The following is a 23,564-nucleotide window of genomic DNA, read 5'->3' as shown; positions in this document are numbered from 1 at the left end:
TGGACTTTATTAGTAAATTATACAAATAGGATAAAATATAAATCAAGATAATGAAATACTTGAGTTTTTTCAAAAAATTAGTAAACCAATAGCCTTAAAAATTACTTAAAAAAACTAAACACTAAGTATTTATTTTCATTTTCCATTTCAATAAGGTTTTGTTAGTAAACTCAATTATGGATTAATCAACTATTATTATTAAAAAAAATTACACGTTAAAAATATTTTTTAAAACTCATCATTTATTCATTTCTTCCAACCTCTCTTTTCAATTCTTCTAATGCTCATTTTATCCTTTAAAGTTAGTAAGTAATCAGCGAGTAAAAGTAGCTCATTGTCATCTTCCTCTCCTCTATATTCTTTGGGATAAATTACATTACCATAATTTTCTTTTGCTTTATGAGGTGTATCATCGACAATCAAGATACGTTCTAATTTATAACCTTTTTTCTTGAGTTTTTTTAGAGGTTTGACAAAATGATAATGCGAAGTTTCAGAAGCTGAATAATCTTGATAATCATCAAAAATAGCATTAAAATTTCTTTTATAACTGCAACGACTTCTAGCCCAAACAAATTCTAGTTCTATATCTTTTGGAATAATTTTCTTTGCAATTTCTTCTACATATTCATCGTCAGCCGAAGACCAAAGCGCAATCAGAAAATGATCTTTTATTCTCTCAAAAAATTCCTTCAAATAAGGTCTTTGATAAATAAAATAATTAAAAACTGTAAAATCAAAAGGTCTATCTAATTTTTGTGTAGAACCAAAAATCAATGTTTCGTCTATATCAAGAATGAGAAGGGTTTTATTTGAGTTTTTGTGAGTCATCATGATTGGAAAGTCTTGAGTAAAATAGAAACAGAACAATAAATTTGATTGCAAAAGTTCTGAGCTACTTTTAATTTTTCAAAAATATCTAAACCTTTTAAGAGTATTATAGATTTTATATGAAAATTTTATAGACTAAAATCAGCACACTGTTTCAAAAGTTTTATTATATATTGTTGTGGATTCAGTTCTGAGGAGTTGAACGCACAAAAGATATTGTAAATCCTCTGCACTGTACTAAAATTAGTCATTTTTTCAACTTTATTTTTAAAAAAAGAATCCAATTATGCCAGATAAAAGTAAAAATACAGTCCAAACAATAAATCCAGCCACAAACGAAGTCTTAAAAACTTATACACTTCTTTCTGAATCTGAAATTACAGAAAAGCTACAGAATTCTGAAGATGCTTTTCAAGATTGGAAAAAAACAGGTTTTGCTGAGCGTTCTGAATTATTTCGCAAACTTTCTCTTCTCTTGAAAGAAAAAGAACAAGAATTGGCTACTCTTATGACAAAAGAAATGGGAAAACCAATTACTCAAGCTAAATCAGAAGTTGAAAAATGTGCTTGGCTTTGTGATTTTTATGCAGAAAAAGCAGAAGAATTTTTAGCTCCTGTTGCCAAAAAATCAGATGGTTCAGAGGCTTATGTACGTTATGATCCACTTGGTGTTATTTTGGCTGTGATGCCTTGGAATTTTCCATTTTGGCAAGTATTTCGTTTTGCTGTTCCTTCGCTTATGGCTGGAAATGTAGGGGTTTTGAAACATTCTTCAAATTCTTTTGGCTGTGGAGAAGCAATGGAATCTCTTTTTTTAGAAGCAGGTTTTCCTAAAAATGTATTTCAAAATTTCTTAATTAGTGGAAAGCAAGTCAAACAAGTTTTGGAAAACAACCATGTAAAAGCAGCGACACTTACAGGAAGTGAAGGGGCAGGTTCGTCAGTTGCTGAAATTGCAGGAAAGAATATCAAAAAGACAGTTTTAGAATTGGGAGGAAGTGACCCTTTTATTGTCTTAGATGATGCAGATATAAAAACGGCTGCCAAAACGGCTGTAAAAGCACGTACTCAAAACTCAGGACAAAGTTGTATTGCTGCTAAGCGTTTTATTATTGTCAAAGAAGTTTATGAGGAGTTTGTAGAAGAGTTCAAAAATGAAATGGCAACACTAAAAATGGGCGACCCAATGGATGAAAACACAGATGTAGGTTGCCAAGCGAGAGAAGATTTAGCAAAAGAATTAGCAGAACAAGTACAAAAATCAGTAGAGAAAGGTGCAAAGATAATTTTGGGAGGAAAGAGAGACAAAGCTTTCTATGAACCTACCATTTTAGTAGATGTAAAAGAAGGAATGCCAGCTTTTGATGATGAACTTTTTGGACCTATTGCTTCTGTAATAAAGGCAGAAAATGAAACCCATGCGATAGAGCTTGCCAATGATTCAGAATTTGGATTAGGTTCTTCTCTTTGGACAAAAGACATGGAAAAAGCTACAAAAATAGCTTCTCAAATAGAATCAGGAAGTGTATTTATCAATGGCATGGTAAAATCTGATCCTCGTTTGCCTTTTGGAGGAATCAAAAAATCAGGCTATGGAAGAGAGTTAGCTACAAATGGCATTCACGAATTTGTAAACATAAAAACAGTTTGGATAGCTTAAATCAGTTATCAGTGAACAGTTACCAGTAATCAGTTAAATACAGGATGGCTTTATCATTTCTGAATTGCCATTTTGTATTTACTTCTGACTTATAATTTGATACTTTCAACTTCATTTTATTACTTCTGACCTCTAACCTCAGACTTCTAAATTTATTTCACTCTATCAGGATTTTCTTCTAAGAAAGCAGACCACGAGGTACTTTTTGGAAGTAGTGCATTTTGCTGAAAATAATGACAAACAGCTACACCAACGGCATCAGTAGCATCTAAAAGGTCTGGAATTTCATCAAAAGAAAGTAACGTTTGCAACATACTAGCAACTTGTTCTTTTGATGCAGTTCCTTTTCCTGTAACAGCTTGTTTTACTTTTCGGGGAGCATATTCTTCTACCGAAACGCCACGAGAAAGTGCAGCAGCCATACAAACACCCTGCGCTCTACCTAATTTGAGCATAGACTGAACATTTTTACCAAAAAAAGGAGCTTCTAAAGCCATTTGTTGAGGTCTGAACTCTTCAATTATTGTACTTACTCTATCATAAATTTTTTGTAGTCTTACATAATGATCTTTCCACTGTGCTAACTTTATGACTCCAAACTGAATCAAATACATTTTATCGTCTTTAATTCCTAAAACACCATATCCTAAAACAACAGTTCCAGGGTCTATTCCTAATATAATTTGATCAAAAGAAGTTGGTTTCATAAAGTAGATAACACTTTCTAAGTGTGATTTTTGAATGTAAATTAAAAGTAGTGCGTTTTTTGTGCGTTGATTGATTTCTACTTTCAAAATTATTTAATGAAAAAAAATACTCAAAAGAATCTTCTAAAATTCTTCAATATTGTATTGATGGCTTTAGCTTGGTTTTATTTATATTCTCAAATCAAAAATCATCAATCTTTTTTTTCACAAATAACCGATTTATGGAACGAATTGCAAAAAAACAGAGCAACTTTGTTTATTATTTTTGTATTAATGTTAATAAATTGGATTTTAGAGGCTAAAAAATGGCAAATTCTGACAAAATCATTAGCAAAAATTAATTTATTTCAATCTTTAGAAAGTGTTTGGATAGGTTTATCATTAGCTACTTTTTTGCCGTTGGGAAACTTTCTAGGACGAGCAAAAAATCTACCGAAGAAAAATCGTTTTGATTCGGCTGGTGCTTTGGTTATAAATGGAGGTTTGCAGTTTTGGGTTACTATGTTGGGAGGGATTTTTGGAATAAGTCAATTTTTTGAGTTAGATAATTATCTTACTTTTCTGCTTTTTGCTTTTTGGATTTTACTTTATTTTGTTGGATTATTTTTTTATAATGAATGGTCGTTGGTAAGGACACCAACAACGGCAAATTTAATAGTCGTTGGTGAGAATACCGACAATGGCAGAGCAATAAAGAATAAAATTGTCAGACAATTAAAGTTCGCAGATAAAATTATAATTTGGCTACAAAAAAACCTATATTTTGCCAGTCAGTATTCTCAAAAAGATATTTTAAAAACTACTTTTTTTGCTTTACTTCGTTATGGTGTTTTTTCGCTTCAAATGATTTTAATTTTCAAGGCTGCCAATTTTTCACTTTCTACTGAAAAAATAATTGTTGGTTCTAGTCTTTTATTTGCAGCAAAATCTGTTTTACCTGTTGGTGGTTTTTTGGTTGGACTTAGCGTAAGAGAAGCAACAGCACTTTATTTTTTTGGTACTTTAGGAGAAGAAAAAGTAGTAACCATTACGTTCTTACTTTGGATTATAAATATTGGCTTGCCTGTTTTGGTAGGTTCGTTTTTGCTTTTGAAGAATGCTAAAAGGAAAAATGAGTAGTGTCTTAGAAATTATCTAAAGTCATTTTTTCTGACCAATTTAGCTCTTTTGGTAATTCTTGATTCGAAAACTCTATGTGAATCACTCTTCTTTTTTTGTCATTTGTTGTTCTTTTCGAACTGTGTAGAAGCAAAGGTTTCATTATCATTATTCCTCCTTTCTCAACATCACAAATTGTTTCTGTTTCTACTTCCCAATCTATATTTTGAGGCTTATATATTTTTTTGAGATGAGATTTTGGGATAACTCTCAATGCTCCATTATTCTCGTCCGTTTTATCAAGATGAATACGAATTGTAATTATATTTTCTAGAATCTGTAAAGGAGGCTGAACAGCAAATTGATTTTGTTTGACTGTCCAATAATTAAATCCTTCTAATTCTAGTTTTTCATCTACTGAAATAGTCAAATCTTGATGATAAGAAACATACCAATTCGAATTTTGGGGTTTGTCAAAGTAAATACTCTTTATTACAAAAAAATCGTTTCCTCCTAATTCTTGAAGAATTGATTTGAGTTTTTTTGTAAAAATCAAATTACTAACTTCTGGACTTTCCTTTAAAAACTGACGAATAGCAAATAAATCTACTGATTTTCTGACTGTACTTCTTGATGTATCTATTTTATCAATAAAAGCCGTTATTTTTTCTATTTCATCAGAGGAGTAAATAGTTGGAAGAACTGTAAATCCATTCTCCGAGAGTTCTTTTATATATGTTTTTGTATTTTCCATTCAACTATTTTCTTCCAGTTTTTCTAAAAACTCTTCAAAGTCATTATTTTTTATCTCAAAATGAGCTTGTCCATAAAACTCTTTTCTGTCTTCCCATTTTTGAGAAATTAATTTATACAGCTTTTCAAAAGAATCAGCTTCTTTGAAAAGTGGACGATTATCTTGCTGTTTTCGTTGTGTTTCAAAAGTTCGTTTTGCCAAAATTTCTATTTCTGTATTTAGAAAACAAACAATTCCATGTTGTTTCATTTGTTCCAAATTATCAAAGAAACAAGGTGTTCCTCCACCTGTAGAAACAATTGTCTTATCTAAATTAAAGGTAGTTTGAAGAGCTTTTTTTTCTTCTTGTCTGAAAAAACTTTCTCCTTTCTTTTCAAAGATTTGTGGAATGGTAGCATTATTTCTGTATTCTATCAAAGAATCTAAATCTAAAAATGTGTAGCCTAGTTTTTCTGCGATGATTTTTCCGAAGGTAGATTTGCCAGAAGCTGGCATTCCAATCAAATAAATAAGAAAGTTTTTCATTTTAGCATTTTTATTATTGGTGTCGCTATGCTAAAATACCAACAATGGAGAATAAGTGTTTTTTATAAAAACTATCAACTGTATTTACTGATTACTGGTAACTGTACTATCTGATGACTGACTACTAATAACTGCCTTATGTCTCATTTCACGAGCTATAATCGAATCTTGAAGCTGCTGAACTACCTGTCTATGTAATTTAGATTCCTTCTGAGATTCTTTCAAAAGTTCTTTTTGCCTATCTGTTTCTAACATCTGAAAAAATGCAAGTCCTCCCAACACTAAAATTACTCCCAAGGAAACAACAGCTACCAAACGCATTTTTTTACTTGTCTTTTTTACTTTTTGTTCTGTTTGTTCTTGCTTAGTTTTTAATTTTTCTTCTACTTCCGTTTGGACATAATCGTCTAAGGCTTCGGTTTGGATATTTTCCTCTTCCAGCCATTTTAACAATTTTTCTTCTTTTTTTTCTTTTTCAGAATCAGATAGTGAAATAAGAATACGTTTCATAAGTTTTGATACAGACAATCATTAATTTTTATCAAAAATACAGTAAAAATAATCTATTTGATAAATTTTAAGTACAGATAATCAAAACTAAAAAAAAAGAAGGAGAAATAATAGATTTTTTGTAAAAGCAGAAAAAACAATTATGGATTTTTGATTCTTAATTTTTCACTATTTCGTTTTGCATATTCTGTTAATCCGAATTCTTTTGTATAAATAAGGATAATTATTGGACTATCACTTTTGTAATCCTTCCAAATTAACTGCTTCATTTTCTATTTTCCAATACTGAATTATAATACCAAAATAAAAAGTAAGTGGTTAGTAAGACAAAATTAAAGTACTGGATATGGGAAATAGGGTTGTTGGTCAGGATACCAACAGTGGCAAAAAAAGTACTTTTTAGTAAAACAATCGCCATTTTCCATGTCCCCACCCACGATTTTACCACCCATGTCCAGTACTATCATAGTCATTATAAAAATCCCTCGCTAATTATCTCTGATTACTTAACTAACCATTAATCACTTTTCTAAACTCTCGGTTTCCAAGAAATTTCATCAGCATTTACTTCGTGAGAAGTCATTCTTGACAAGACAAAAATATAATCTGAAAGACGATTGAGATAACGAATAATTATTTGATCAACTCCTTCTTCCTCTTGATTATTTAATTCAGTACAACGACGTTCTGCACGTCTACAAACTGTTCTTGCCAAATGACAAAAAGAAACAGCAGGATGTCCACCTGGTAAAATAAAATGAGTCATGGGTGGTAATTCTTCATTCATCACATCAATTGCTACTTCTAAGTCTGTTATGTCAGTTTCATCTATTTGAGGAATGGGAATATGAGAAACTTTTTTTGGGTCAGATGCAAGCAATGAACCAATCGTAAACAAACGATCTTGAATTTCTATCAAGATTTCTTTTCTATGCTCTAGTTCTTTTTGGTCACGAAGCATTCCAATATATGAGTTGAGTTCATCAACAGTTCCATAGGATTCAATTCTAAGATTTGCTTTTGATACTCTTCTCCCACTAATGAGTGAAGTTGTTCCTTTGTCGCCTGTTTTAGTGTATATTTTCATTGTGTTAAGTTTTTGTTTTTAGGTTTTATTCAATACCAAATATACACAGACTATGTTTAGTAAAAAATCTAATTTGTCTTGCTTAAATATTTCACTTATCTAAATCAAAAAAAAGTTAATACTTATCGAAAATTATTTTACATTGTTTAACGCTGATTATCAACGCTTTAACTGAAAAAATATGACTATCAGTCATTTTTTAACTTTTAGTCTAAAACTTTATTTAAAAAAAAGTGTTATCATTGCATTCGTTTTGTAGAAACAATTTTTTTATGCCTTAAGGCATTATTTTTTCTATTAAATCAAAAATGAATCATTTTTTATCAATTACTTTTTTAACTTTTTATTAATTATGACAAACAAACTATTTCAATCTCTATTTGTAGCTGCTATTTTATTTTTTGTGGGCGCATCTACTTCTTTTGCTCAAGATAACACACCTGAAGAATCAGTAAGCTATGGAGCATTTACATTGTATGGAAACTTTCCTTTAAGTGAAGAATTTAAAGACCAAGCTAAGTTTGGTGGTGGTTTAGGATTTGAAGGAGCATATTATTTTTCTCCTTTGATTGGTTTTGCATACTCTTTAGATGCTCAAGTTAATCCGTATAATAAGGAAGCTAAAGATGTCAGTTTTGGAGGTGTAAACCTTGGAGGCGTTGAAGATGCACAACCTTGGGTATATGGTAACTTGATGGGTGGTATAGAACTTTCTTTTCCTATAACTCCAGTAGTAGCTCCTGAGTTTCGTGCATTAGGAGGTGTAATGATTGCTAGAAGTCCAGAAGTAGAGTATCAGGCTTTAGGTGCTAATATTGCTACAACAGAAGCAACTACTGCAGCAGCTTTTGCTTATTCTATAAGTGGAGGTCTGAAAATTACTAATTACGATAGTGGTAGTGCTTTTCGTGTAGGTGTTCGTTATCTATCTGCTACTCCTAAATTTGATTATGGAAATAATCAAGAACAAAAATTAAATATGTCAAGTGCTCAACTTTACGTTTCTTTTGCTTTTCTTTCAAGAAAATAAATAGAATTCGTAAAATATAAATCACAAAAAAATCTACCTAAATTAAATTTGGGTAGATTTTTTTATGTAGAATTATGTGTAAAGTGTAATTCATTAACAATTTACCCTTCACAATTGACCATTCTTTATAGTGCTGGATAATAACTATCCAAAGTATTTACAATGTCTTTCAAACGAGGAAGGTTTACAGCACGACGAATTCCTGTAACAGCTTCTCCTTTTTTGTTCTTCAAGATGTCAATTTGAGTTTTTACTTTTGCAGGCTCACTACTCAAATTTTGGGAAACTGCTCCTTCTAAAATGACGATTGTATTTCTACTATTTTCATCTATCATAGAAATATATTGTCCATACAGATAATCAAACTCTTTATAAAGATAAATTACGTCTTCAATCTTTTTATTTGCTTCCATAATATGAGGATATTTTGACATTAATTTAGAATAATCAACTTTTCCACCTCTAGCAAATTCGTTTTCTAATTTATCAAAATAAGCTGTCACAGAAGTTTTGTTATATGTTCTAAAAACAGTCAATAGATATTCTCCATTTGTAGCATTACCTTCAGGTTCTTTGAGTTGAACATTAAATTTTAAACCTTTAGCTTGAAGATTTACGTATTCTGTTAATTTGTCGTGTAAATTTGTAGTCTGAACCTGATAATTATCAATATTATTTGCAAAACGAGCATTTACTAAATTTAGCTTTGCATAATAAGCTGTATATTTTTCTAGTTCATTTTTAAACTCTTGAACATCACTTTCATCAATATCCTTTCTTTGGGCAGCAATTCCAGATACAAAACCCAAAACAGAAGTAGCAATATTAATAACAGGTGTAGCAGAAGCAATATTGCTCACAACAGGATCTTGCAAAAGCATATTAGCAATATTGAGAATTTTTGAGCCTCCTTTATCTCTTTTACTTATCAGCTTTTTTTCCATAAGCTGCATCACTTTATCATTATACGAAAAACCAAGTGTTTCATCAGCAGGATTATTTAAGCTATTGAGCATTGTACGATAACTTTCTACTTGATTGATTGCATAAAGCGTGTTCAAACGGTCATTAAGAACTTCAAAAAACTCAGCAGAATGAATCAGATTAGTTCTAACCATCTTATAACGAGCTTCATCTGTTAGTTCTACACGACGAGAAACACCTTTTACAATAGCATCATTTTTTTCAACTGTTTCTTTATAAAGACCTAAATCAGAAGAAAGTAAATTAATTTGGGTAGAGCGATTTTTCAGAGAATCTGTAAGAGCCAAAACTTTAATGCTATCTTGTTGGCGTTGATTAGAAAGAGTTTGATAACGACGTACAAAGTCTTGATTTTGTTGTTGGAGTTGGCGTTGTTGCGAACGGAGTTCGTCGATAGCTTTTAAAATTAGGGCAACACTATCTTGTGCAGAAACTGTATAAACCATTCCAAACACAAAAAATAAAAGTAGAGATAGGGATTTTTTCATTATAGAGATTTATGTAGTATATATAATCTAGGCTTTAACCTAAATTATGATTAGAACAATTTTATGAATTTTAACTAAAAGATACAAATAAAATTATTATCCAAAACGAATAAGTATTTTTTTATTAGAAACTTTCAGAAAAAAAGTCTTCCTCTAGTAAAAGAATGGAAGACTAAATCTGTTTTTTTTGAATTATAAGGGCAGACTGATAAGACTAGAGCAAACTAACAATCTTTTACAGGACAAGGAATTCGGCGACCTCTTTTGAGTTTTTTCTTCTTTAAAGTATGTCCTTTCTGCGAACTACAAGAAGTAGTAGTAATCATCATAAAAGAAGGTAAAATCATAAAATAAAGAAGATAAAGGAATTTTATTTTAAAACATTTTATTTTTTTAAATCTCATTTTTATAGATTTCTGTTTTTTTATAAATTAATCGTAACGTTAAGATGTTATTTCTTATAAATTATCTTTTCTTTTTAGAAGCCTTATAACTTTTATATTTTGGTGTCCAAGCCTGTTTTGGAGCGTGTACACAACTGCTCATAATGGCAGTAGAAAAAATAGTCAATAGACAGATAGCTATTCTTTTTCTTGAAAAAATAGTTTTTTTGATAGAATTCATTTTTTATTGATTTTAATAATAATAATTTGCATTGGTTTTTACCACGCTCTTACTGTTCTCAAACGCTGTTCCTGTTTTGGAGAACGAGGTTGTTTATCTTTCATGTTTTTGCGTTTTGTTGGTGTCCAAGCCTGTTGAGGAGAATGAATACAACCTTGCAATCCAAAAGAAAGAGTAAAAAGTAGGGCTAAAAATAATGCTTTTGAAGTAAATTTTGAGAATATATTTTTCATTTGAATTCTATTTTGAATGACGTTAATTGTTTGATATTAAAATAAATGAAAGTAGCCTTTTAATAAAATGCAAAAAATAATTTTGATAGAATAAGTTATCTTTGAACTTCCAATGACTTATTTTAAGACTTATACAAGCGTAAAATTACACAAAGTTTCTAAAAAAACAGTTTCCTACTTATTTTAATAATCCGTTTTATGATAATACGTACAAATCTCGTAAATATTGCAGAAAAAAGCATTTTCCCTGCACAACTCACGATTAAAGAGGGCAAAATTCATTCCGTAAAAAAACTAGAAAAAACTAAAGATTCAAATAATGAAATAAAAAATTATGCGCTCTGTGGTTTCATAGATTCTCATATTCATATTGAAAGTTCGATGCTTGTTCCTTCTAAGTTTGCAAAAATGGCAGTCGTTCATGGAACAGTTGCAACCGTTTCAGACCCTCACGAAATTGCTAACGTAATGGGAATGGAAGGTGTAGAATTTATGGTAAATGATGGAAACAAAGTTCCCTTTAATTTCTTTTTTGGTGCGCCCTCATGCGTTCCTGCAACAATTTTTGAAACAGCAGGAGCAACTATTTCGGTAGAAGATATTGAAAAATTAATGAGCCAACCACACATCAAATATTTGTCAGAAATGATGAATTATCCTGCTGCTCTAGCAAGAGACCCTGAAGTAATGGCAAAAATTGCTGCAGCCCAAAAGTACGGAAAGCCAACCGACGGACATGCACCAGGATTACGAGGAGAAGAAGCAAAAAAATATATAGAAGCAGGAATTAGTACCGACCACGAGTGTTTTACAGCAGAAGAAGCACTAGATAAGCTAAAACATGGAATGAAAATTATTATCAGAGAAGGAAGTGCAGCCAAAAATTTTGATGCTTTGATTGATTTATTACCAGAATATTATGAAAACATGATGTTTTGTTCGGACGACAAACACCCAGACGACCTTATTGAAGGACATATTAATTTACTTGTCAGACGAGCTATAAAGTTAGGCATCGATAAGTTTAAAGTTCTCCAAGCTGCTTGTATCAATCCGATTGAACATTATAACCTTGAAGTTGGACAATTAAGAGAAGGTGATAAAGCAGATTTTATTATTGTAAAAGATTTAGAAAACTTTGAAATTTTAGAAACTTATATCAATGGCGAAAAAGTAGCCGAAAATGGTAAATCATTTATCAAAGATGTAGAAACAAAAGCTATCAATCAGTTTGATGTAAAACCAAAGAAAGCATCTGATTTTGAAATAAAGAGAAGCAAAGTAGTAGGAAATGATACTGCAACAAAAATCCCAGTCATTGAGGCATTGGACGGACAACTAATTACAAATCCTGTTTTTGTAGAAATTGATGATTTGACAGATACTAACAGAAATTTAATTTCAAATATTGAAAAAGATATTTTAAAAATGGCTGTTGTCAATCGTTATACTTCTGATGCTCCGATTGCAATTTCTTTTATCAAAAACTTTGGTTTAGAGCGTGGAGCAATTGCTTCTTGTGTCGCACATGATTCGCACAATATTGTAGCTGTAGGAGTTACAGATGAAGATTTAATGAAAGCCGTAAACTTAGTAATTAGAGAAAAAGGAGGGGTGTCAGCAACAAGTGGAAAAGAAGATGAAAACGAAAATCAAGTTTTACCTCTTCCAGTTGCAGGAATTATGTCTTTAGAAAATGGTGAACTTGTAGGTAAAAAATACGCTCAAATTGATACATTTGCAAAAACTTTAATGACTAACCCAAAAACCACAAAAAAACTTCATGCTCCTTTCATGACACTTTCTTTTATGGCTCTTTTAGTGATTCCATCATTAAAATTAAGTGATAAAGGACTTTTTGATGGAGGAAAATTTGAGTTTGTGAAGGGTTGGGAAGTTTAATTTATAAATACATTTTTAACAACACAGAGATAAGGAGAACCACAGAGAAAATACAATTATGGAAATCAATCAAATTACAAGTAAAATAATTGGCTGCGCTATCGAAGTTCATAAAGATTTAGGAGCTGGTTTACTAGAATCGGCTTATGAAGAATGTTTATTTTATCAGCTCATATCTACAACAAACTTAAAGGTAGAAAGGCAAAAAGCTATTCCACTAATTTATAAACAAGTTGAGATGGAGTGCGCTTTTAGAGCTGATTTCATAATTGAAGACAAAGTGATTGTTGAACTTAAATCTGTTAGTGAAATACATCCAATACACAAAGCTCAATTAAATACATATATGAAACTGACTAATTCTAAGGTAGGATTACTTATTAATTTCAATACGGTTCTACTAAAAAACGGCATTCATAGATGGATAATTTAAAAAATAACTATCTCTGTGTTTCTCTGTAACTCTGTGTTAGACCAAATAAAAAAATATGCAAGATAAAAATACACACCTTATTATTATGGCAGGTGGAATTGGAAGCCGTTTTTGGCCTTTCAGTCGCCGTAATTATCCAAAACAGTTTCAGGATATTTTAGGAACTGGAAAATCCCTTTTACAACAGACAGTCAAGCGTTTTGAGCCTGTTTGTAAACCTGAAAATATGTACATTGTTACCAATCAAGACTACAAAGACTTGGTAAAAGAACAGTTACCTAACTTTTCAGATGAGCAAATTTTATTAGAGCCTTTTTTGCGCAATACTGCACCTTGTATCGCCTATGCTTCTTATAAAATAAAATCCAAAAATCCAGAAGCTAATATTATTGTTACGCCTTCTGACCACGTAATTTTGGATACGTATAGTTTTATTGATAAACTTACTATTGCAATTGATGCAGCTAAGTATAGCGATAAAATTGTCACTCTAGGAATCAAACCGACACGCCCAGATACAGGATATGGCTATATTCAGAGTGAAGAAAACCAAAAAGGAAATCTGAAAAAAGTACGTTTATTTACGGAAAAACCCAACTTAGAAATGGCAAAATCATTTTTAGAAAGTGGTGATTTTGTATGGAATGCAGGTATTTTTATTTGGAATGCACAAACGATTGCACAAGCCTTTGATACTTATTTGAGTGATATTTCGGAAGCCTTTGAAGATATGAAAGGCGATTTTTATACTAAAAATGAAGCTAAATCTTTAGAAAAAGCCTATTCACAATTTCACGGAATTTCGATTGACTATGGAATAATGGAAAAAGCTGATAATGTCTATGTAGTTCAATGTGATTGTGGTTGGTCTGATTTGGGAACGTGGAAATCATTACACGAACAAGCCAAAAAAGATAAAAACAAAAATGTAATTACAGGAGATGTAATGGCTTATGATACCAAAAATTCTATTATCAAAATTTCAAAAGACCGTTTGGCTGTTGTACAAGGATTAGATAATTTTATCGTAGCAGATTATGATGGTGTTCTTTTGGTTTGCCATAAAGACCAAGAACAACGCATCAAAGAATTTTTGGAAACAGTCAAGAAAACAAAGAAGGAAAAGTACACTTAGATAATCAGAAAAGTCAATACTATTCAGCTTTCAAACGCCTAAATTTCAAAGATTTGTTTCTTCTGGAGTTTAGGTTTTTTTTGTTGTTTTTTGAATTATTCAACATAAATATATGTAACTAAATCTTTGTTAGTACGTTCGTTTAAAGAAAATTTAACATTAAAAACAATCATCAATGGAAATTCAATCTGAAGAGTTACAAGAAGCAGGCAAATTAATCAATGAAGCTACTAAATTTGCCCAAACAATAGGCGCAAAAAATATTGCTATTGGCTTTTTAGACTTTTGTAAAACAGCTTTTTCACGAAAAAAATCTATTCAAAAAGTAGAGGAATTAAAAGAGAATATTGAAAAGCCTATTGAAGAGCAAGACGAACAGAAAATAGTAGAACTTTCTACAAAGGTTATAGATGCAGTAGATGATGCCATAACAGAAAATGAAATAAATGTTCAAGATTTCCGTAATCATATTGCCATGATGCAAAAATTTATAAATGAGTGTAAAGCAAACGGAACTCAAATTACTAAAAAGATAAATACAGCAACAGCAACAAATAATTCTGTAATAACTCAAGATATTCAAAACAGTACAATCACAATAAATAGAAAGTAGATGAATAAAAATGAAGCTAAGGTTGAAGGAAATGATAATATTACTATTATAGATACAAATAATTCAAATATCACAGTAAATTATGGTAGTAATAAAGAATTACCAATTCTATTAACTAATCTCCCAGAAAAACCTTCTTTACTTTTAGGAAGAGAGAATAAAATTAAAGAAGTCGAAGAAGCATTGGAAAGCAAAAAAAAAGCTGTAATAGTTAATGGTTTTGGAGGAGTTGGTAAAACCAGTGTAGCAAGTTCTTTCTTTCATGAAAAAACGGCTCATTATTCTCATAAAGCGTGGTTACGATTTACAGATAATTTAATAGAATCTTATTTTACAACTCCTCTTCCTACTCATTTCGATATTATTCGCAGACCAGAAATCCCTATTGATATTACAATAAGTCAGTTAATAACGAAATTAGAAAATATTGCAATAGATAAAAAGTGTTTACTTGTAATTGATAACGTAGAAAGTGCCGATAGCTTTTTGGAAAATGAAAAATATCTTCCTAAGAATTGGGATATTTTGGTTACATCTCGTGCTGTTATAGAAGACTCAGTGAAAATTTTTATTGATGTATTAGATGAAGATGATTCAATAAAATTATTCCAAATTCATTTAGATAGAAATATTAAAAATGAAGAAATTACACCTTTAAAAGAACTTTTAAGCAGTATTGGAAGACACACATTGACAATAGAGTTATTAGCAAAAATTGCAAAACGAGGTGATTTATCAATAAACTATTTATTGGAAAGATGGAATCAATATAGCTTTATTGATGAAGAATTAGATTATAAAATAAATACAGATTATAAGTCCAATAATAAGAGAATTGTAAAACTAAAAGAAATTTTAAATGCAGCTTTTGATTTATCAAATATTTCTTCTAATGAAAGTAGTTTGAAACTTCTTAAATTCTTTGTTATACTTCCTACAATAGAAAATGAGTTTACAATTGAAAAGCTAGAAAAATTATCAGGCTATGAAAAGCGCAGAGAACTCATAAATAACCTACAAAATCTAACAGAAATTGGCTGGTTACAAACCGTAAAAAGAAATTCAGATGAGAAAGATATTTTTTTTATACATCCTTTAATACAAGAGGTTTTACTTGATAAATTAGATATAGAAAATGATTTAATAGCTACTGTTATAGAATCTTTTAATTTGGTAGAGCAAGAATTAAAAGCATACGGAATATTTGCAGAAATGTTGATTTACATGGAACGATTCAAACGTGTAGTTACAACTGAAAACTATATTATTCAATCATTCATAAATAGCTATTTAGCATTTTGTTATGAAAGAGTTGGAAAACACATTGAGGCTTACGATATTTATAAATCAATAGTAACAGAGTCGGATAATACATCAAGTATCGATGTTTATATAAATTTAGCTACTACTTGCATGAGTTTGGGTAGACATAAAGAAGCATTCAGCTACCTGAATAATTGTCTAAAAACATTCTATCCAATAACAGGTAGTAACGACATAACACAATTACTGGATGTAAATTTACTAAAAGAGCTAGATAAAAGATTTAATGATATAAACTTATCATCTAAGATTATTTCTGCCTGTCACGAATATGGCAGAAGTTTACTAGAACAAGATGAATACGAAGAAAGTTTGAAAATCATGCTGAAAGTAGTAACTATATGCAAACTTTTAGATAAAAAAATAAGTGCCATACTTGATAGTGAATTAGTGCTAAGCAGAATTTATACTGCTAGAGGAGAGCTTAATAAAGCTAAAAAAACTTTAAATGAACTTGGAAGTAAACTTCATGTTCTTGAAGATAACCATCCACGAAAAGCTGTCTTTTATCACGAAAATTCTATGGTCAGCAAACTAGAAGGTAACTTTAAAGAAGCAATAGTTTTTTTACTCAAAACTTTGAATATAGAAGTTGCTAATTTTGGAGATGAAAATCCTAAATTGATACTTACATATTTATTTCTTGCTGAAAATTATATAATGCTTGAAAATATAGAAGAAGCATCTTATTTTTTAGGAAAATGCAAAAACATAACAAGTAATAATTTTATATCAGATGATATATTACTCTCAATTGAAGGACTAGACTTATCTATAAGTCTGAGTAATACACCAGATTGCTTTCAAATAGAAAATTGGAAATTTGTAGAGAAAATCATCAGTAGGTGGAATGAAAATCCAACTATCAAAAAGGCTCAAAATATAAGCTATATTACAGAATATCTCATTATGGATGCCTTAAATAAAAAAAATGAAATATTCTCAAAAGCCAATTTTCAGAAAACTTTTAGATTACTGAAAACTAGAAAAGCAGTTCTTATCCTCATACAAGGAAAAGATTCTGAAGAAGTTAGAGAGGTTAGTTCAATGTTACAATATTTATTACACATTAATAGTTAAAAGGACTATTTTATAAACTATTGACAGATTCTAACAAGATCTGTCAATAGTTTATAAAAAACATTCTACTTCTCCATCACTTTCAAAATTGCTTCTACGTATTCTCTATTATTCGAAAGACGTGGTACTTTGTGCTGCCCTCCCAGCTTTCCTTTTGATTGTAGCCATTTGTAAAACGTATTTGGCTCTGCAAAATGAACGGTTGGCATCACTAAAGCGATATTTGCATGTCTTTTAGCATCATAATCCGAATTTATTTCTCTTAGTTTTTCGTCTAAAGATTCCACAAAAAGAGTTTTGTTTTCTGGCTGTTTTTCAAATTCTATAATCCATTCGTGTCCTCCTTGTTTGTGATTTCCTTCTCCTTCATCTTTTATATAAATCGGTGCTGCTGTATAATCTTTTAGTTTTGCGCCTGTTTTTTCACATGCATAAGCCAGCGCAATATCAGCATTTTCTACTACGACTTCTTCTCCAAAAGCATTGATAAAATGTTTTGTACGTCCTGCAATTCGGATTCTGAACGGATTTAATGACGTAAATTTTACCACATCGCCAATATTATATCGCCAAAGCCCCGAATTAGTAGAAATAATCATCGCATATTTTTCATTCAATTTTACGTCTTGCAATGTTATTGTTTTAGGATTTTCTTTGTCCCATTCTTCCATCGGAATAAATTCATAATAAATTCCATAATCTAAAAGCAATAACAAATCTTCGCTATTTTTTTGGTCTTGTAGCGCAAAAAATCCTTCGGAAGCATTATAGACTTCCATGTAATTCATTTGGTCGGAAGGAATAAGTTCTTTGAAAAGCTGACGATAAGGCGTAAAGGAAACTGCGCCGTGAAAAAAACATTCTAAGTTGGGCCAAACCTCTAAAATTGAATTTTTTCCTGTAATTTCTAATATTTTCTTAATCAAAAAAAGTGTCCATGTCGGAACGCCCTGAATACTTGTTACATTATCTTTCGAACTAGCTCTTGCCATTGCTTCCATTTTTTCCTCCCAGTTTTCCATCAGAGCAATTTCTAAACTCGGTGTTCTGAGATATTCTGCCCAAGAAGGTAAATGGTTCATTATCAAAGCTGAAACATCACCACAATTTTTTTCTCCTGTAACTGGATTTGGTTGCATACTTCCCCCTACTCCCAATCCTTTTCCAGAGAAAAACCCTGTTTCTGGATTATTATGAGCATACAGAGCTATTAAATCTTTTCCAGCTGCATAATGATTTTTATCCAATCCTTCTTCCGAAACAGGAATATATTTGCTGCGTGCATTGGTCGTTCCAGAAGATTTTGAAAAGCCGATAATCGGTTTGTTCCAAAGCAAATTTTGTTCGCCTTTCAAACTTCTTTCTATGTAGGGGTAAAATTCTTCATAGCTAGAAACAGGAATGCGCTCTGCAAATTGTCCTTGATTTTTGATAGAAAAATAATCGTGTTCTTTTCCCCAAACGGTATCTTTTCCAGATTCAATCAGATACTTAAATACTCTTTCTTGAACCTCAAAAGGGTTCTTTTTGAAATTTTCTATACTCTCCAAACGAGTAGAAAATATCTTTGTTCCTATCCAATTGACAATGTTTTTCATATAATTATATAATTTGAGTAAAAATAGAACGAGTTTAAAAAATGTATTTCTGCATACTTTACTCAATCTAAAGAGTAAGGCATATATTTTTGTTTAACTTTTATTATAAAAAATAATAAGTTGTATAGATATTCTTTCAACATCCATAATTTAATTAAATGTTTTGTGCTGCAATCCAAGCTGTTGTCCATGCAGCTTGGAAATTGAATCCTCCTGTAATGGCATCAATATCTAAGACTTCGCCAGTAAAATATAGATTAGGCAAAACTTTACTTTCCATTGTCTTAAAATCAACTTCTGATAAAGCAATTCCTCCACAAGTTACGAATTCATCTTTATAAGTGCTTTTTCCAGTTACATGAAATATTCCTTGTGTGAGTTCGTTTGAAAGTTTCTCTAATTGATTATTTGAAAGGGATGCCCAGTTCGTAGTGAGGTCTATTTGTGCAGCTTCGACGAGTTTTTTCCAAAGCCGATTCGGAATTTCAAAGGGAGAAATTGTTCCAATTTGTTTTTTACGCCATTCTTCTCGGTGTGCTTTCAAAGTTTTGAGCGTGTTTTTTGGTGTACCTTCTATCCAATTCACACCCATTTCAAATTTATAATTTTTGTCGGCTAGTTCTCTCGCTCCCCACGCAGAAAGACGCAAAACAGCAGGCGCAGAAAGTCCCCAATGCGTAACCAAAACAGCACCATTTTCAGTAGCAAGTTTTGTATCTTTTGCCCAAACCGTTCCATTATTTACCGAAACACCTGCTAAATCTTTCAAACGGCTATCATTTTTCACGTCCATTGTAAAAAGCGAAGGAACAGGATTTGAAATAGAATGCCCCAAATCAGTAAGCATTTTCCAAGATTTTGGCTGACTTCCAGTTGCAACAATAAGCGCATCGGCTTCCAAATTAGGCTTGTTTTTTATCTGAATTTGCCATTTTTGATTAGTTGTATTTCCATTAACCAAATCTGTTGGAGGAATTAATTTTTCAACAGCACACCCTTTTTGAATATCAATATTGAGCTTTTTAGTTTCTTTCAAAAAACAATCAATAATCGTTTGAGAATCATCTGAAACTGGAAACATACGTCCGTCGGCTTCCGTTTTGGTTTTGACACCTCGTTTTTTGAGCCATTCTATCATGTCTTGAGGTTGAAATTGATAAAAAGCTCCTAATAATTCTTTTTCTCCTCGTGGATAATTTTTAGTTAATTCTTCCACATCAAAACAAGAATGCGTAACATTACAACGCCCACCACCCGAAATTTTTACTTTTTTGAGTAATGTATTGGTTTGTTCTAAAATAGAAACATTATAATTCAGATTTTTTTCTTTGAGATTAATGGCTGCAAAAAATCCACCTGCACCACCACCAATTATGATTATTTTTTTGTTTTTCATTTACTTTTCTGTTTCCTTTCTGATTTTACTGCAAAAATCAATAAAATATTTAAAGCTCTTGATATGTCCTGTTTCTTGATTCCTTCTGATGAGTTCATTTAAAAAATACTCCTTAACTACTTCATTTGGATTGATTTTACTATAACTGATATTTCTTTCCCAAAAGATTTCTTGTAAATACTTAGAATGGTAAATTGATGTACTTGCATCAAAGTCAGCAGGTTTTTCCATCAACTCTGGGTCGTCTGTTTTGACATTATAAAATTGATTATATTCTTTCATTGTTTCGCTTTGAGGGTTTTGTTTAAAGAGTTTAGGATTACCCAAAAACCACGTTTCAAAGCATTTATTTTGAACAATAATTTCAAGTTTTGTGTCAGAATTTAAAATAATCTCATTTTCTTTCATAAAATCAGTTATTTCATCTCTTCGATTTTCTACTCCTTCATCATCGCCATCAATACAAATAACAAAATAATCAAAATTGTTACTTTCATTTATATCAGAAACAGAATTTGGTAAATGATTATGCAAAAGAGAAGGAAAACCATTTGCACTAAACATATAATAATTATTTTTTTCTGCTTCATTATGAAAGTTTACTCGTTTTAGTTTTGGAATTAGAAAAGACAACCATTTTGGATATACTTTTTTCTCGGTTCGTTTGCCTTCTACTAAGAAATAGATATTCATAGTTGTTCTTGTCCTGTTTGATATTCATCTAATTGAAGAAGTTGCATAAATGCCTCATGCTTCGAATTTCCAAAATTAAATTCACTCATATCGTGAGCTTTTATAATTCCACCATTACGAGTAACTAACTTCCAGTTTTTGAACTCTATATTATTTATAATATAAGGATGATGACTTGTCAGAATGAACTGTAATTGTCTTCTTGAAGTAAGAATATCAGTTGTTATTTCATTAATACAATTAATTCCCAAACTATTTTCAAATTCATCAATTAAAAAAACTGTCCCTTCTTTACACAAATAAAGTTCGCTAAGTTGTAATAAAGTGCGAAACATTCCTGATGATATTCTTAATTGGTCTATCCACTTCGTAACATTTTCTTGTTTGATTTGAATGAACAAAAAATCTTTTAGATAAGAAGGAACATCTTTACTATTTAAAGTAGCAACTTTAATATCTTCTATTTGAGGAAAAATATCATTAAATCTTTGTTTAATTCTACTAAATGTGTTATCGTTTTCTATTTTAGATGAGTAAAATAGTTTGAGTATAATTCCTATTTCACTATTTTGAATTTTCTCTATGTTATCAAACTCTTCAAAAGGTTTTTCTATACTAGCTATATTATTGATACTGACCAGTTTTGGAGCATTTACTGAATCGGAATAGTCGCTAAAGTTTATTTTTCTTAAACTTTCATAGACTGGTTTTATCAAATCTTCTTCTTTCAACAAATGTAAAATACTTTCTTCTTTGAGTAACTTGAGTGTCTGTTGCCCATTAAAAACGATTGTTTCGTTGTTTCTGTTGACTATTTCTTTACCATTAATATCAAGTTTTTCAAAAGTGATTTTAGGACGATTTATTTTACTGTCTTTTAAGATGCCTTCTATTAACGGAAAACCTTTTTTGTTTTCAAATTCCCCTTCCCAAATACAATTTTGATTACCAAGTGTTTCGAACTCAATAAACCATTTCACACCATTTGGAGACTCCCCTTCTACAATCTCCTTCAAAATAAGTAAAGCCTTCAAGATTTGAGTTTTTCCAACACCAGAAGCACCAACTAAAAGATTAAGTTTATTAAACTTTATTTCCTCTAGTTTCCACTCTAGTTCTTTATCTTCAAAAGAAAATCGTATAATTTTCATATAAAAAATGACTAATTGATAAAAATACCTTTTAATGATACAAATTTACTAATACTTTCTCAAAACCTTATTCCTAAATAAAAAGTTAGCCTGTTTTATTTCAAAATACTATTATATCGCCGTTGTTGGTGTCTCACCAACGACAAAAAAACCACTTTCAATGCAAAGCAAAGAACGAATCAAAAACTTACTTTCTGCTCTCAATAAAAATCTTTACGAACGACAAGAACCCATACAATTAGCACTTCTGACAGCCGTTGCAGGAGAGAGTTTATTTATGCTTGGCGCACCAGGGGTAGCAAAAAGTTTGATTGCACGTAAGCTAAAATTTGCCTTTACAGCAGGACAATCTTTTGAGTATTTAATGAATCGTTTTAGTACGCCTGATGAGGTTTTTGGTCCTGTTTCTATCAAAAAGTTAAAAGATGAGGATAAATATGAACGCTTGACAGACAAGTATTTACCAGGGGCAACAGTTGTTTTTTTAGATGAAATTTGGAAGGCAAGTCCTTCTATTCAGAATGCACTTTTGACCGTTTTGAATGAGAAAATTTATAGAAATGGAGAAGAAGAAGTAAAAGTAGAACTAAAAGGATTGATTGCAGCTTCAAACGAACTTCCACCCAAAAATGAAGGTTTAGAAGCTCTTTGGGATAGGTTTTTGGTACGTTATCTAATTTCTGAAATAAAAGAAAGTGGTAATTTTCTGCAAATGCTAACTTCTTCAGATAATGTTTATGAAGATACAGTTTCAGATGAACTTAAGATTACAGCAGAAGAAAATGAGCTTTGGAGCAAAGAAATTGATGAAATAGAACTGCCAACAGAAGTTTTGAATACTATTCAGCTTGTCAAAAAGCAACTTGATGATACCGATAATCAGATTGGAAATGTATATTTTGTTTCGGATAGAAGATGGAAAAAAGTAATTCGCCTTCTCAAAACGTGTGCTTTTTTAAATGGACGCAAAAAAGTCAATCTAATGGATTGTTTCTTGATTACACATTGTGTTTGGAATCAATCTGAACAGCTGGATAAAGTGCGTCATTTGGTTTCAGAAGTGATACGCAAACATGGTTATTCTATTTCGCTAAATCTGACTGGATTGAGACAAGAAATAAAGGAATTAGAAACTGAAATTGAAAAAGAAACAAAAGTAAAACACATCACAACACGAGAAGAACTCTATCCAGTCGAACAAGAATTCTATCAAGTAATGAATTTGGAAACGTCAATGGATGGAAAATACATCAAACGAGCTGATTTTGATAGATTGACACAAGAAGAAAGTACAATAAATGTCTATGATGACGCTTTTAAATTGACCTATAAAGTAAAAGCAAAAAAACCACCTGTACAGCATCAAATTCATTTATTCCATAATGCTCAACTTTTAGCCTTGGGTTTACGCACGCATAAGGTAGAAAAAGATGAAATTATTTACAGAAAACCTCATCAGCTTATAGAAAAATATTGGAATGAAAAACTAGAGGAACTTTTGGCTTATGTAAATGAAAATTTAGCAAAACTAGATACTGAAAAACCAGAAGAATGGTACGAATTAGACCAAAATTTGTTTGTAGATGCTCGTCTTGCACCCATCGTAAAAGCAAATTTGAATGATTCTATCAATCAACTCAATGATATTCAATTAAAACTAGAAAAACTGAAATATTATTATAAGAATTTGAAGGAATAGGTTTGGAAGT

General features: G+C 30.9%; 24 protein-coding genes. 9 read left to right on the top strand and 15 right to left on the bottom strand.

The window, feature by feature from the left end; all coding sequences use genetic code 11:
* Nucleotides 1–246: 246 nt before the first annotated feature.
* Nucleotides 247–834, bottom strand: a complete 588-nt coding sequence (locus V9L05_RS22965) for an HAD family hydrolase (RefSeq protein ID WP_338815464.1) — start codon at nt 832–834, stop codon at nt 247–249.
* 283 nt (nt 835–1,117) lie between these two features.
* Between V9L05_RS22965 and V9L05_RS22960 the strand changes: the two genes are divergently transcribed.
* On the top strand, nt 1,118–2,491 hold the full coding sequence (locus tag V9L05_RS22960; RefSeq protein ID WP_338815463.1) for an NAD-dependent succinate-semialdehyde dehydrogenase: 1,374 nt from the start codon (nt 1,118–1,120) through the stop codon (nt 2,489–2,491).
* Between the two features lie 152 nt (nt 2,492–2,643).
* Here V9L05_RS22960 and ruvC read toward each other — a convergent pair whose 3' ends face one another.
* Nucleotides 2,644–3,198, bottom strand: a complete 555-nt coding sequence (ruvC, locus tag V9L05_RS22955) for a crossover junction endodeoxyribonuclease RuvC (protein ID WP_338791005.1) — start codon at nt 3,196–3,198, stop codon at nt 2,644–2,646.
* 96 nt (nt 3,199–3,294) lie between these two features.
* On the opposite strand from ruvC, the gene V9L05_RS22950 reads away from it, so the two are divergent.
* Nucleotides 3,295–4,317, top strand: a complete 1,023-nt coding sequence (locus V9L05_RS22950) for a hypothetical protein (protein WP_338815462.1) — start codon at nt 3,295–3,297, stop codon at nt 4,315–4,317.
* 4 nt (nt 4,318–4,321) lie between these two features.
* Here the strand turns inward: V9L05_RS22950 and V9L05_RS22945 are convergent, their stop codons facing one another.
* The 5 genes from V9L05_RS22945 to V9L05_RS22925 all read right to left on the bottom strand — a co-directional run bounded on the left by V9L05_RS22945 (nt 4,322) and on the right by V9L05_RS22925 (nt 7,172).
* Nucleotides 4,322–5,050 carry a phytanoyl-CoA dioxygenase family protein gene (locus V9L05_RS22945; RefSeq protein ID WP_338815461.1) on the bottom strand — a complete coding sequence of 243 codons (729 nt, stop codon included), beginning with the start codon at nt 5,048–5,050 and terminating at the stop codon, nt 4,322–4,324.
* Nucleotides 5,051–5,575 (bottom strand): shikimate kinase, encoded by a 525-nt coding sequence (locus V9L05_RS22940; protein WP_338791002.1) that lies wholly within the window; start codon nt 5,573–5,575, stop codon nt 5,051–5,053.
* Between the two features lie 84 nt (nt 5,576–5,659).
* Nucleotides 5,660–6,085, bottom strand: coding sequence for a hypothetical protein (locus V9L05_RS22935; protein WP_338791001.1), 426 nt, complete (start codon nt 6,083–6,085; stop codon nt 5,660–5,662).
* Nucleotides 6,086–6,225: 140 nt separating this feature from the next.
* A complete protein-coding gene (locus V9L05_RS22930) occupies nt 6,226–6,354 on the bottom strand; it encodes a hypothetical protein (protein WP_338815460.1) in 129 nt (42 codons plus the stop codon).
* 260 nt (nt 6,355–6,614) lie between these two features.
* Complete coding sequence (locus V9L05_RS22925; protein ID WP_338815459.1) at nt 6,615–7,172, bottom strand: cob(I)yrinic acid a,c-diamide adenosyltransferase; 558 nt, start codon at nt 7,170–7,172, stop codon at nt 6,615–6,617.
* A 352-nt stretch (nt 7,173–7,524) separates the two neighbouring features.
* Here V9L05_RS22925 and V9L05_RS22920 point away from each other — a divergent pair, with 352 nt between their 5' ends.
* Complete coding sequence (locus V9L05_RS22920; RefSeq protein ID WP_338815458.1) at nt 7,525–8,202, top strand: hypothetical protein; 678 nt, start codon at nt 7,525–7,527, stop codon at nt 8,200–8,202.
* 125 nt (nt 8,203–8,327) lie between these two features.
* On the opposite strand, the gene V9L05_RS22915 is transcribed toward V9L05_RS22920, so the two are convergent.
* The 4 genes from V9L05_RS22915 to V9L05_RS22900 all read right to left on the bottom strand — a co-directional run bounded on the left by V9L05_RS22915 (nt 8,328) and on the right by V9L05_RS22900 (nt 10,531).
* Entirely contained in the window at nt 8,328–9,674 is a 1,347-nt protein-coding gene (locus tag V9L05_RS22915; RefSeq protein ID WP_338790997.1) for a hypothetical protein, read from the bottom strand.
* Between the two features lie 224 nt (nt 9,675–9,898).
* A complete protein-coding gene (locus V9L05_RS22910) occupies nt 9,899–10,021 on the bottom strand; it encodes a hypothetical protein (protein ID WP_338815457.1) in 123 nt (40 codons plus the stop codon).
* A gap of 118 nt (nt 10,022–10,139) precedes the next feature.
* Complete coding sequence (locus V9L05_RS22905; RefSeq protein WP_338790996.1) at nt 10,140–10,298, bottom strand: hypothetical protein; 159 nt, start codon at nt 10,296–10,298, stop codon at nt 10,140–10,142.
* 38 nt (nt 10,299–10,336) lie between these two features.
* On the bottom strand, nt 10,337–10,531 hold the full coding sequence (locus V9L05_RS22900) for a hypothetical protein (protein ID WP_338790995.1): 195 nt from the start codon (nt 10,529–10,531) through the stop codon (nt 10,337–10,339).
* A 198-nt stretch (nt 10,532–10,729) separates the two neighbouring features.
* Here V9L05_RS22900 and ade point away from each other — a divergent pair, with 198 nt between their 5' ends.
* From ade to V9L05_RS22875, 5 genes are all read left to right on the top strand, one after another.
* Nucleotides 10,730–12,433, top strand: coding sequence for an adenine deaminase (ade, locus tag V9L05_RS22895; RefSeq protein ID WP_338815456.1), 1,704 nt, complete (start codon nt 10,730–10,732; stop codon nt 12,431–12,433).
* Between the two features lie 58 nt (nt 12,434–12,491).
* Nucleotides 12,492–12,866 carry a GxxExxY protein gene (locus V9L05_RS22890; RefSeq protein ID WP_338790993.1) on the top strand — a complete coding sequence of 125 codons (375 nt, stop codon included), beginning with the start codon at nt 12,492–12,494 and terminating at the stop codon, nt 12,864–12,866.
* Between the two features lie 55 nt (nt 12,867–12,921).
* Complete coding sequence (locus V9L05_RS22885; protein WP_338815455.1) at nt 12,922–14,001, top strand: mannose-1-phosphate guanylyltransferase; 1,080 nt, start codon at nt 12,922–12,924, stop codon at nt 13,999–14,001.
* 175 nt (nt 14,002–14,176) lie between these two features.
* Nucleotides 14,177–14,614, top strand: a complete 438-nt coding sequence (locus V9L05_RS22880) for a hypothetical protein (protein WP_338815454.1) — start codon at nt 14,177–14,179, stop codon at nt 14,612–14,614.
* Nucleotides 14,615–17,017: a tetratricopeptide repeat protein gene (locus tag V9L05_RS22875; protein WP_338815453.1), complete on the top strand. Its 2,403-nt coding sequence runs from the start codon at nt 14,615–14,617 to the stop codon at nt 17,015–17,017. It begins immediately after the preceding gene.
* Nucleotides 17,018–17,082: 65 nt separating this feature from the next.
* On the opposite strand, the gene V9L05_RS22870 is transcribed toward V9L05_RS22875, so the two are convergent.
* The 4 genes from V9L05_RS22870 to V9L05_RS22855 form a co-directional block, all read right to left on the bottom strand.
* Entirely contained in the window at nt 17,083–18,615 is a 1,533-nt protein-coding gene (locus V9L05_RS22870; RefSeq protein ID WP_338815452.1) for a GH3 auxin-responsive promoter family protein, read from the bottom strand.
* A 154-nt stretch (nt 18,616–18,769) separates the two neighbouring features.
* Complete coding sequence (locus V9L05_RS22865) at nt 18,770–20,011, bottom strand: NAD(P)/FAD-dependent oxidoreductase (protein ID WP_338815451.1); 1,242 nt, start codon at nt 20,009–20,011, stop codon at nt 18,770–18,772.
* Nucleotides 20,012–20,704 carry a hypothetical protein gene (locus tag V9L05_RS22860; RefSeq protein ID WP_338815450.1) on the bottom strand — a complete coding sequence of 231 codons (693 nt, stop codon included), beginning with the start codon at nt 20,702–20,704 and terminating at the stop codon, nt 20,012–20,014. It abuts the gene before it with no gap.
* Nucleotides 20,701–21,855: an ATP-binding protein gene (locus V9L05_RS22855; RefSeq protein ID WP_338815449.1), complete on the bottom strand. Its 1,155-nt coding sequence runs from the start codon at nt 21,853–21,855 to the stop codon at nt 20,701–20,703. Before V9L05_RS22855 ends, V9L05_RS22860 begins: the two co-directional genes overlap by 4 nt.
* A 160-nt stretch (nt 21,856–22,015) precedes the next feature.
* Here V9L05_RS22855 and V9L05_RS22850 point away from each other — a divergent pair, with 160 nt between their 5' ends.
* On the top strand, nt 22,016–23,554 hold the full coding sequence (locus tag V9L05_RS22850) for an AAA family ATPase (RefSeq protein WP_338815448.1): 1,539 nt from the start codon (nt 22,016–22,018) through the stop codon (nt 23,552–23,554).
* Nucleotides 23,555–23,564 lie beyond the last annotated feature (10 nt).

Origin of the sequence: Bernardetia sp. Wsw4-3y2, assembly GCF_037126295.1 — a bacterium.
Lineage (GTDB): Bacteria > Bacteroidota > Bacteroidia > Cytophagales > Bernardetiaceae > Bernardetia.
This window is presented reverse-complemented; position numbering and strand designations above follow the sequence as displayed.

Excerpts from the sequence above, each read along its gene's own strand:
- V9L05_RS22940 (WP_338791002.1), bottom strand. The coding sequence starts at position 5,575 with ATGAAAAACTTTCTTATTTATTTGATTGGAATGCCAGCTTCTGGCAAA.
- V9L05_RS22950 (WP_338815462.1), top strand. The coding sequence starts at position 3,295 with ATGAAAAAAAATACTCAAAAGAATCTTCTAAAATTCTTCAATATTGTA.
- V9L05_RS22960 (WP_338815463.1), top strand. The coding sequence starts at position 1,118 with ATGCCAGATAAAAGTAAAAATACAGTCCAAACAATAAATCCAGCCACA.
- V9L05_RS22910 (WP_338815457.1), bottom strand. The coding sequence starts at position 10,021 with ATGATTTTACCTTCTTTTATGATGATTACTACTACTTCTTGTAGTTCG.
- V9L05_RS22915 (WP_338790997.1), bottom strand. The coding sequence starts at position 9,674 with ATGAAAAAATCCCTATCTCTACTTTTATTTTTTGTGTTTGGAATGGTT.
- V9L05_RS22855 (WP_338815449.1), bottom strand. The coding sequence starts at position 21,855 with ATGAAAATTATACGATTTTCTTTTGAAGATAAAGAACTAGAGTGGAAA.
- V9L05_RS22925 (WP_338815459.1), bottom strand. The coding sequence starts at position 7,172 with ATGAAAATATACACTAAAACAGGCGACAAAGGAACAACTTCACTCATT.
- V9L05_RS22850 (WP_338815448.1), top strand. The coding sequence starts at position 22,016 with ATGCAAAGCAAAGAACGAATCAAAAACTTACTTTCTGCTCTCAATAAA.
- V9L05_RS22860 (WP_338815450.1), bottom strand. The coding sequence starts at position 20,704 with ATGAATATCTATTTCTTAGTAGAAGGCAAACGAACCGAGAAAAAAGTA.
- ruvC (WP_338791005.1), bottom strand. The coding sequence starts at position 3,198 with ATGAAACCAACTTCTTTTGATCAAATTATATTAGGAATAGACCCTGGA.
- ade (WP_338815456.1), top strand. The coding sequence starts at position 10,730 with ATGATAATACGTACAAATCTCGTAAATATTGCAGAAAAAAGCATTTTC.
- V9L05_RS22870 (WP_338815452.1), bottom strand. The coding sequence starts at position 18,615 with ATGAAAAACATTGTCAATTGGATAGGAACAAAGATATTTTCTACTCGT.
- V9L05_RS22865 (WP_338815451.1), bottom strand. The coding sequence starts at position 20,011 with ATGAAAAACAAAAAAATAATCATAATTGGTGGTGGTGCAGGTGGATTT.
- V9L05_RS22905 (WP_338790996.1), bottom strand. The coding sequence starts at position 10,298 with ATGAATTCTATCAAAAAAACTATTTTTTCAAGAAAAAGAATAGCTATC.
- V9L05_RS22875 (WP_338815453.1), top strand. The coding sequence starts at position 14,615 with ATGAATAAAAATGAAGCTAAGGTTGAAGGAAATGATAATATTACTATT.
- V9L05_RS22880 (WP_338815454.1), top strand. The coding sequence starts at position 14,177 with ATGGAAATTCAATCTGAAGAGTTACAAGAAGCAGGCAAATTAATCAAT.
- V9L05_RS22890 (WP_338790993.1), top strand. The coding sequence starts at position 12,492 with ATGGAAATCAATCAAATTACAAGTAAAATAATTGGCTGCGCTATCGAA.
- V9L05_RS22930 (WP_338815460.1), bottom strand. The coding sequence starts at position 6,354 with ATGAAGCAGTTAATTTGGAAGGATTACAAAAGTGATAGTCCAATAATT.
- V9L05_RS22920 (WP_338815458.1), top strand. The coding sequence starts at position 7,525 with ATGACAAACAAACTATTTCAATCTCTATTTGTAGCTGCTATTTTATTT.
- V9L05_RS22935 (WP_338791001.1), bottom strand. The coding sequence starts at position 6,085 with ATGAAACGTATTCTTATTTCACTATCTGATTCTGAAAAAGAAAAAAAA.
- V9L05_RS22885 (WP_338815455.1), top strand. The coding sequence starts at position 12,922 with ATGCAAGATAAAAATACACACCTTATTATTATGGCAGGTGGAATTGGA.
- V9L05_RS22900 (WP_338790995.1), bottom strand. The coding sequence starts at position 10,531 with ATGAAAAATATATTCTCAAAATTTACTTCAAAAGCATTATTTTTAGCC.
- V9L05_RS22945 (WP_338815461.1), bottom strand. The coding sequence starts at position 5,050 with ATGGAAAATACAAAAACATATATAAAAGAACTCTCGGAGAATGGATTT.
- V9L05_RS22965 (WP_338815464.1), bottom strand. The coding sequence starts at position 834 with ATGATGACTCACAAAAACTCAAATAAAACCCTTCTCATTCTTGATATA.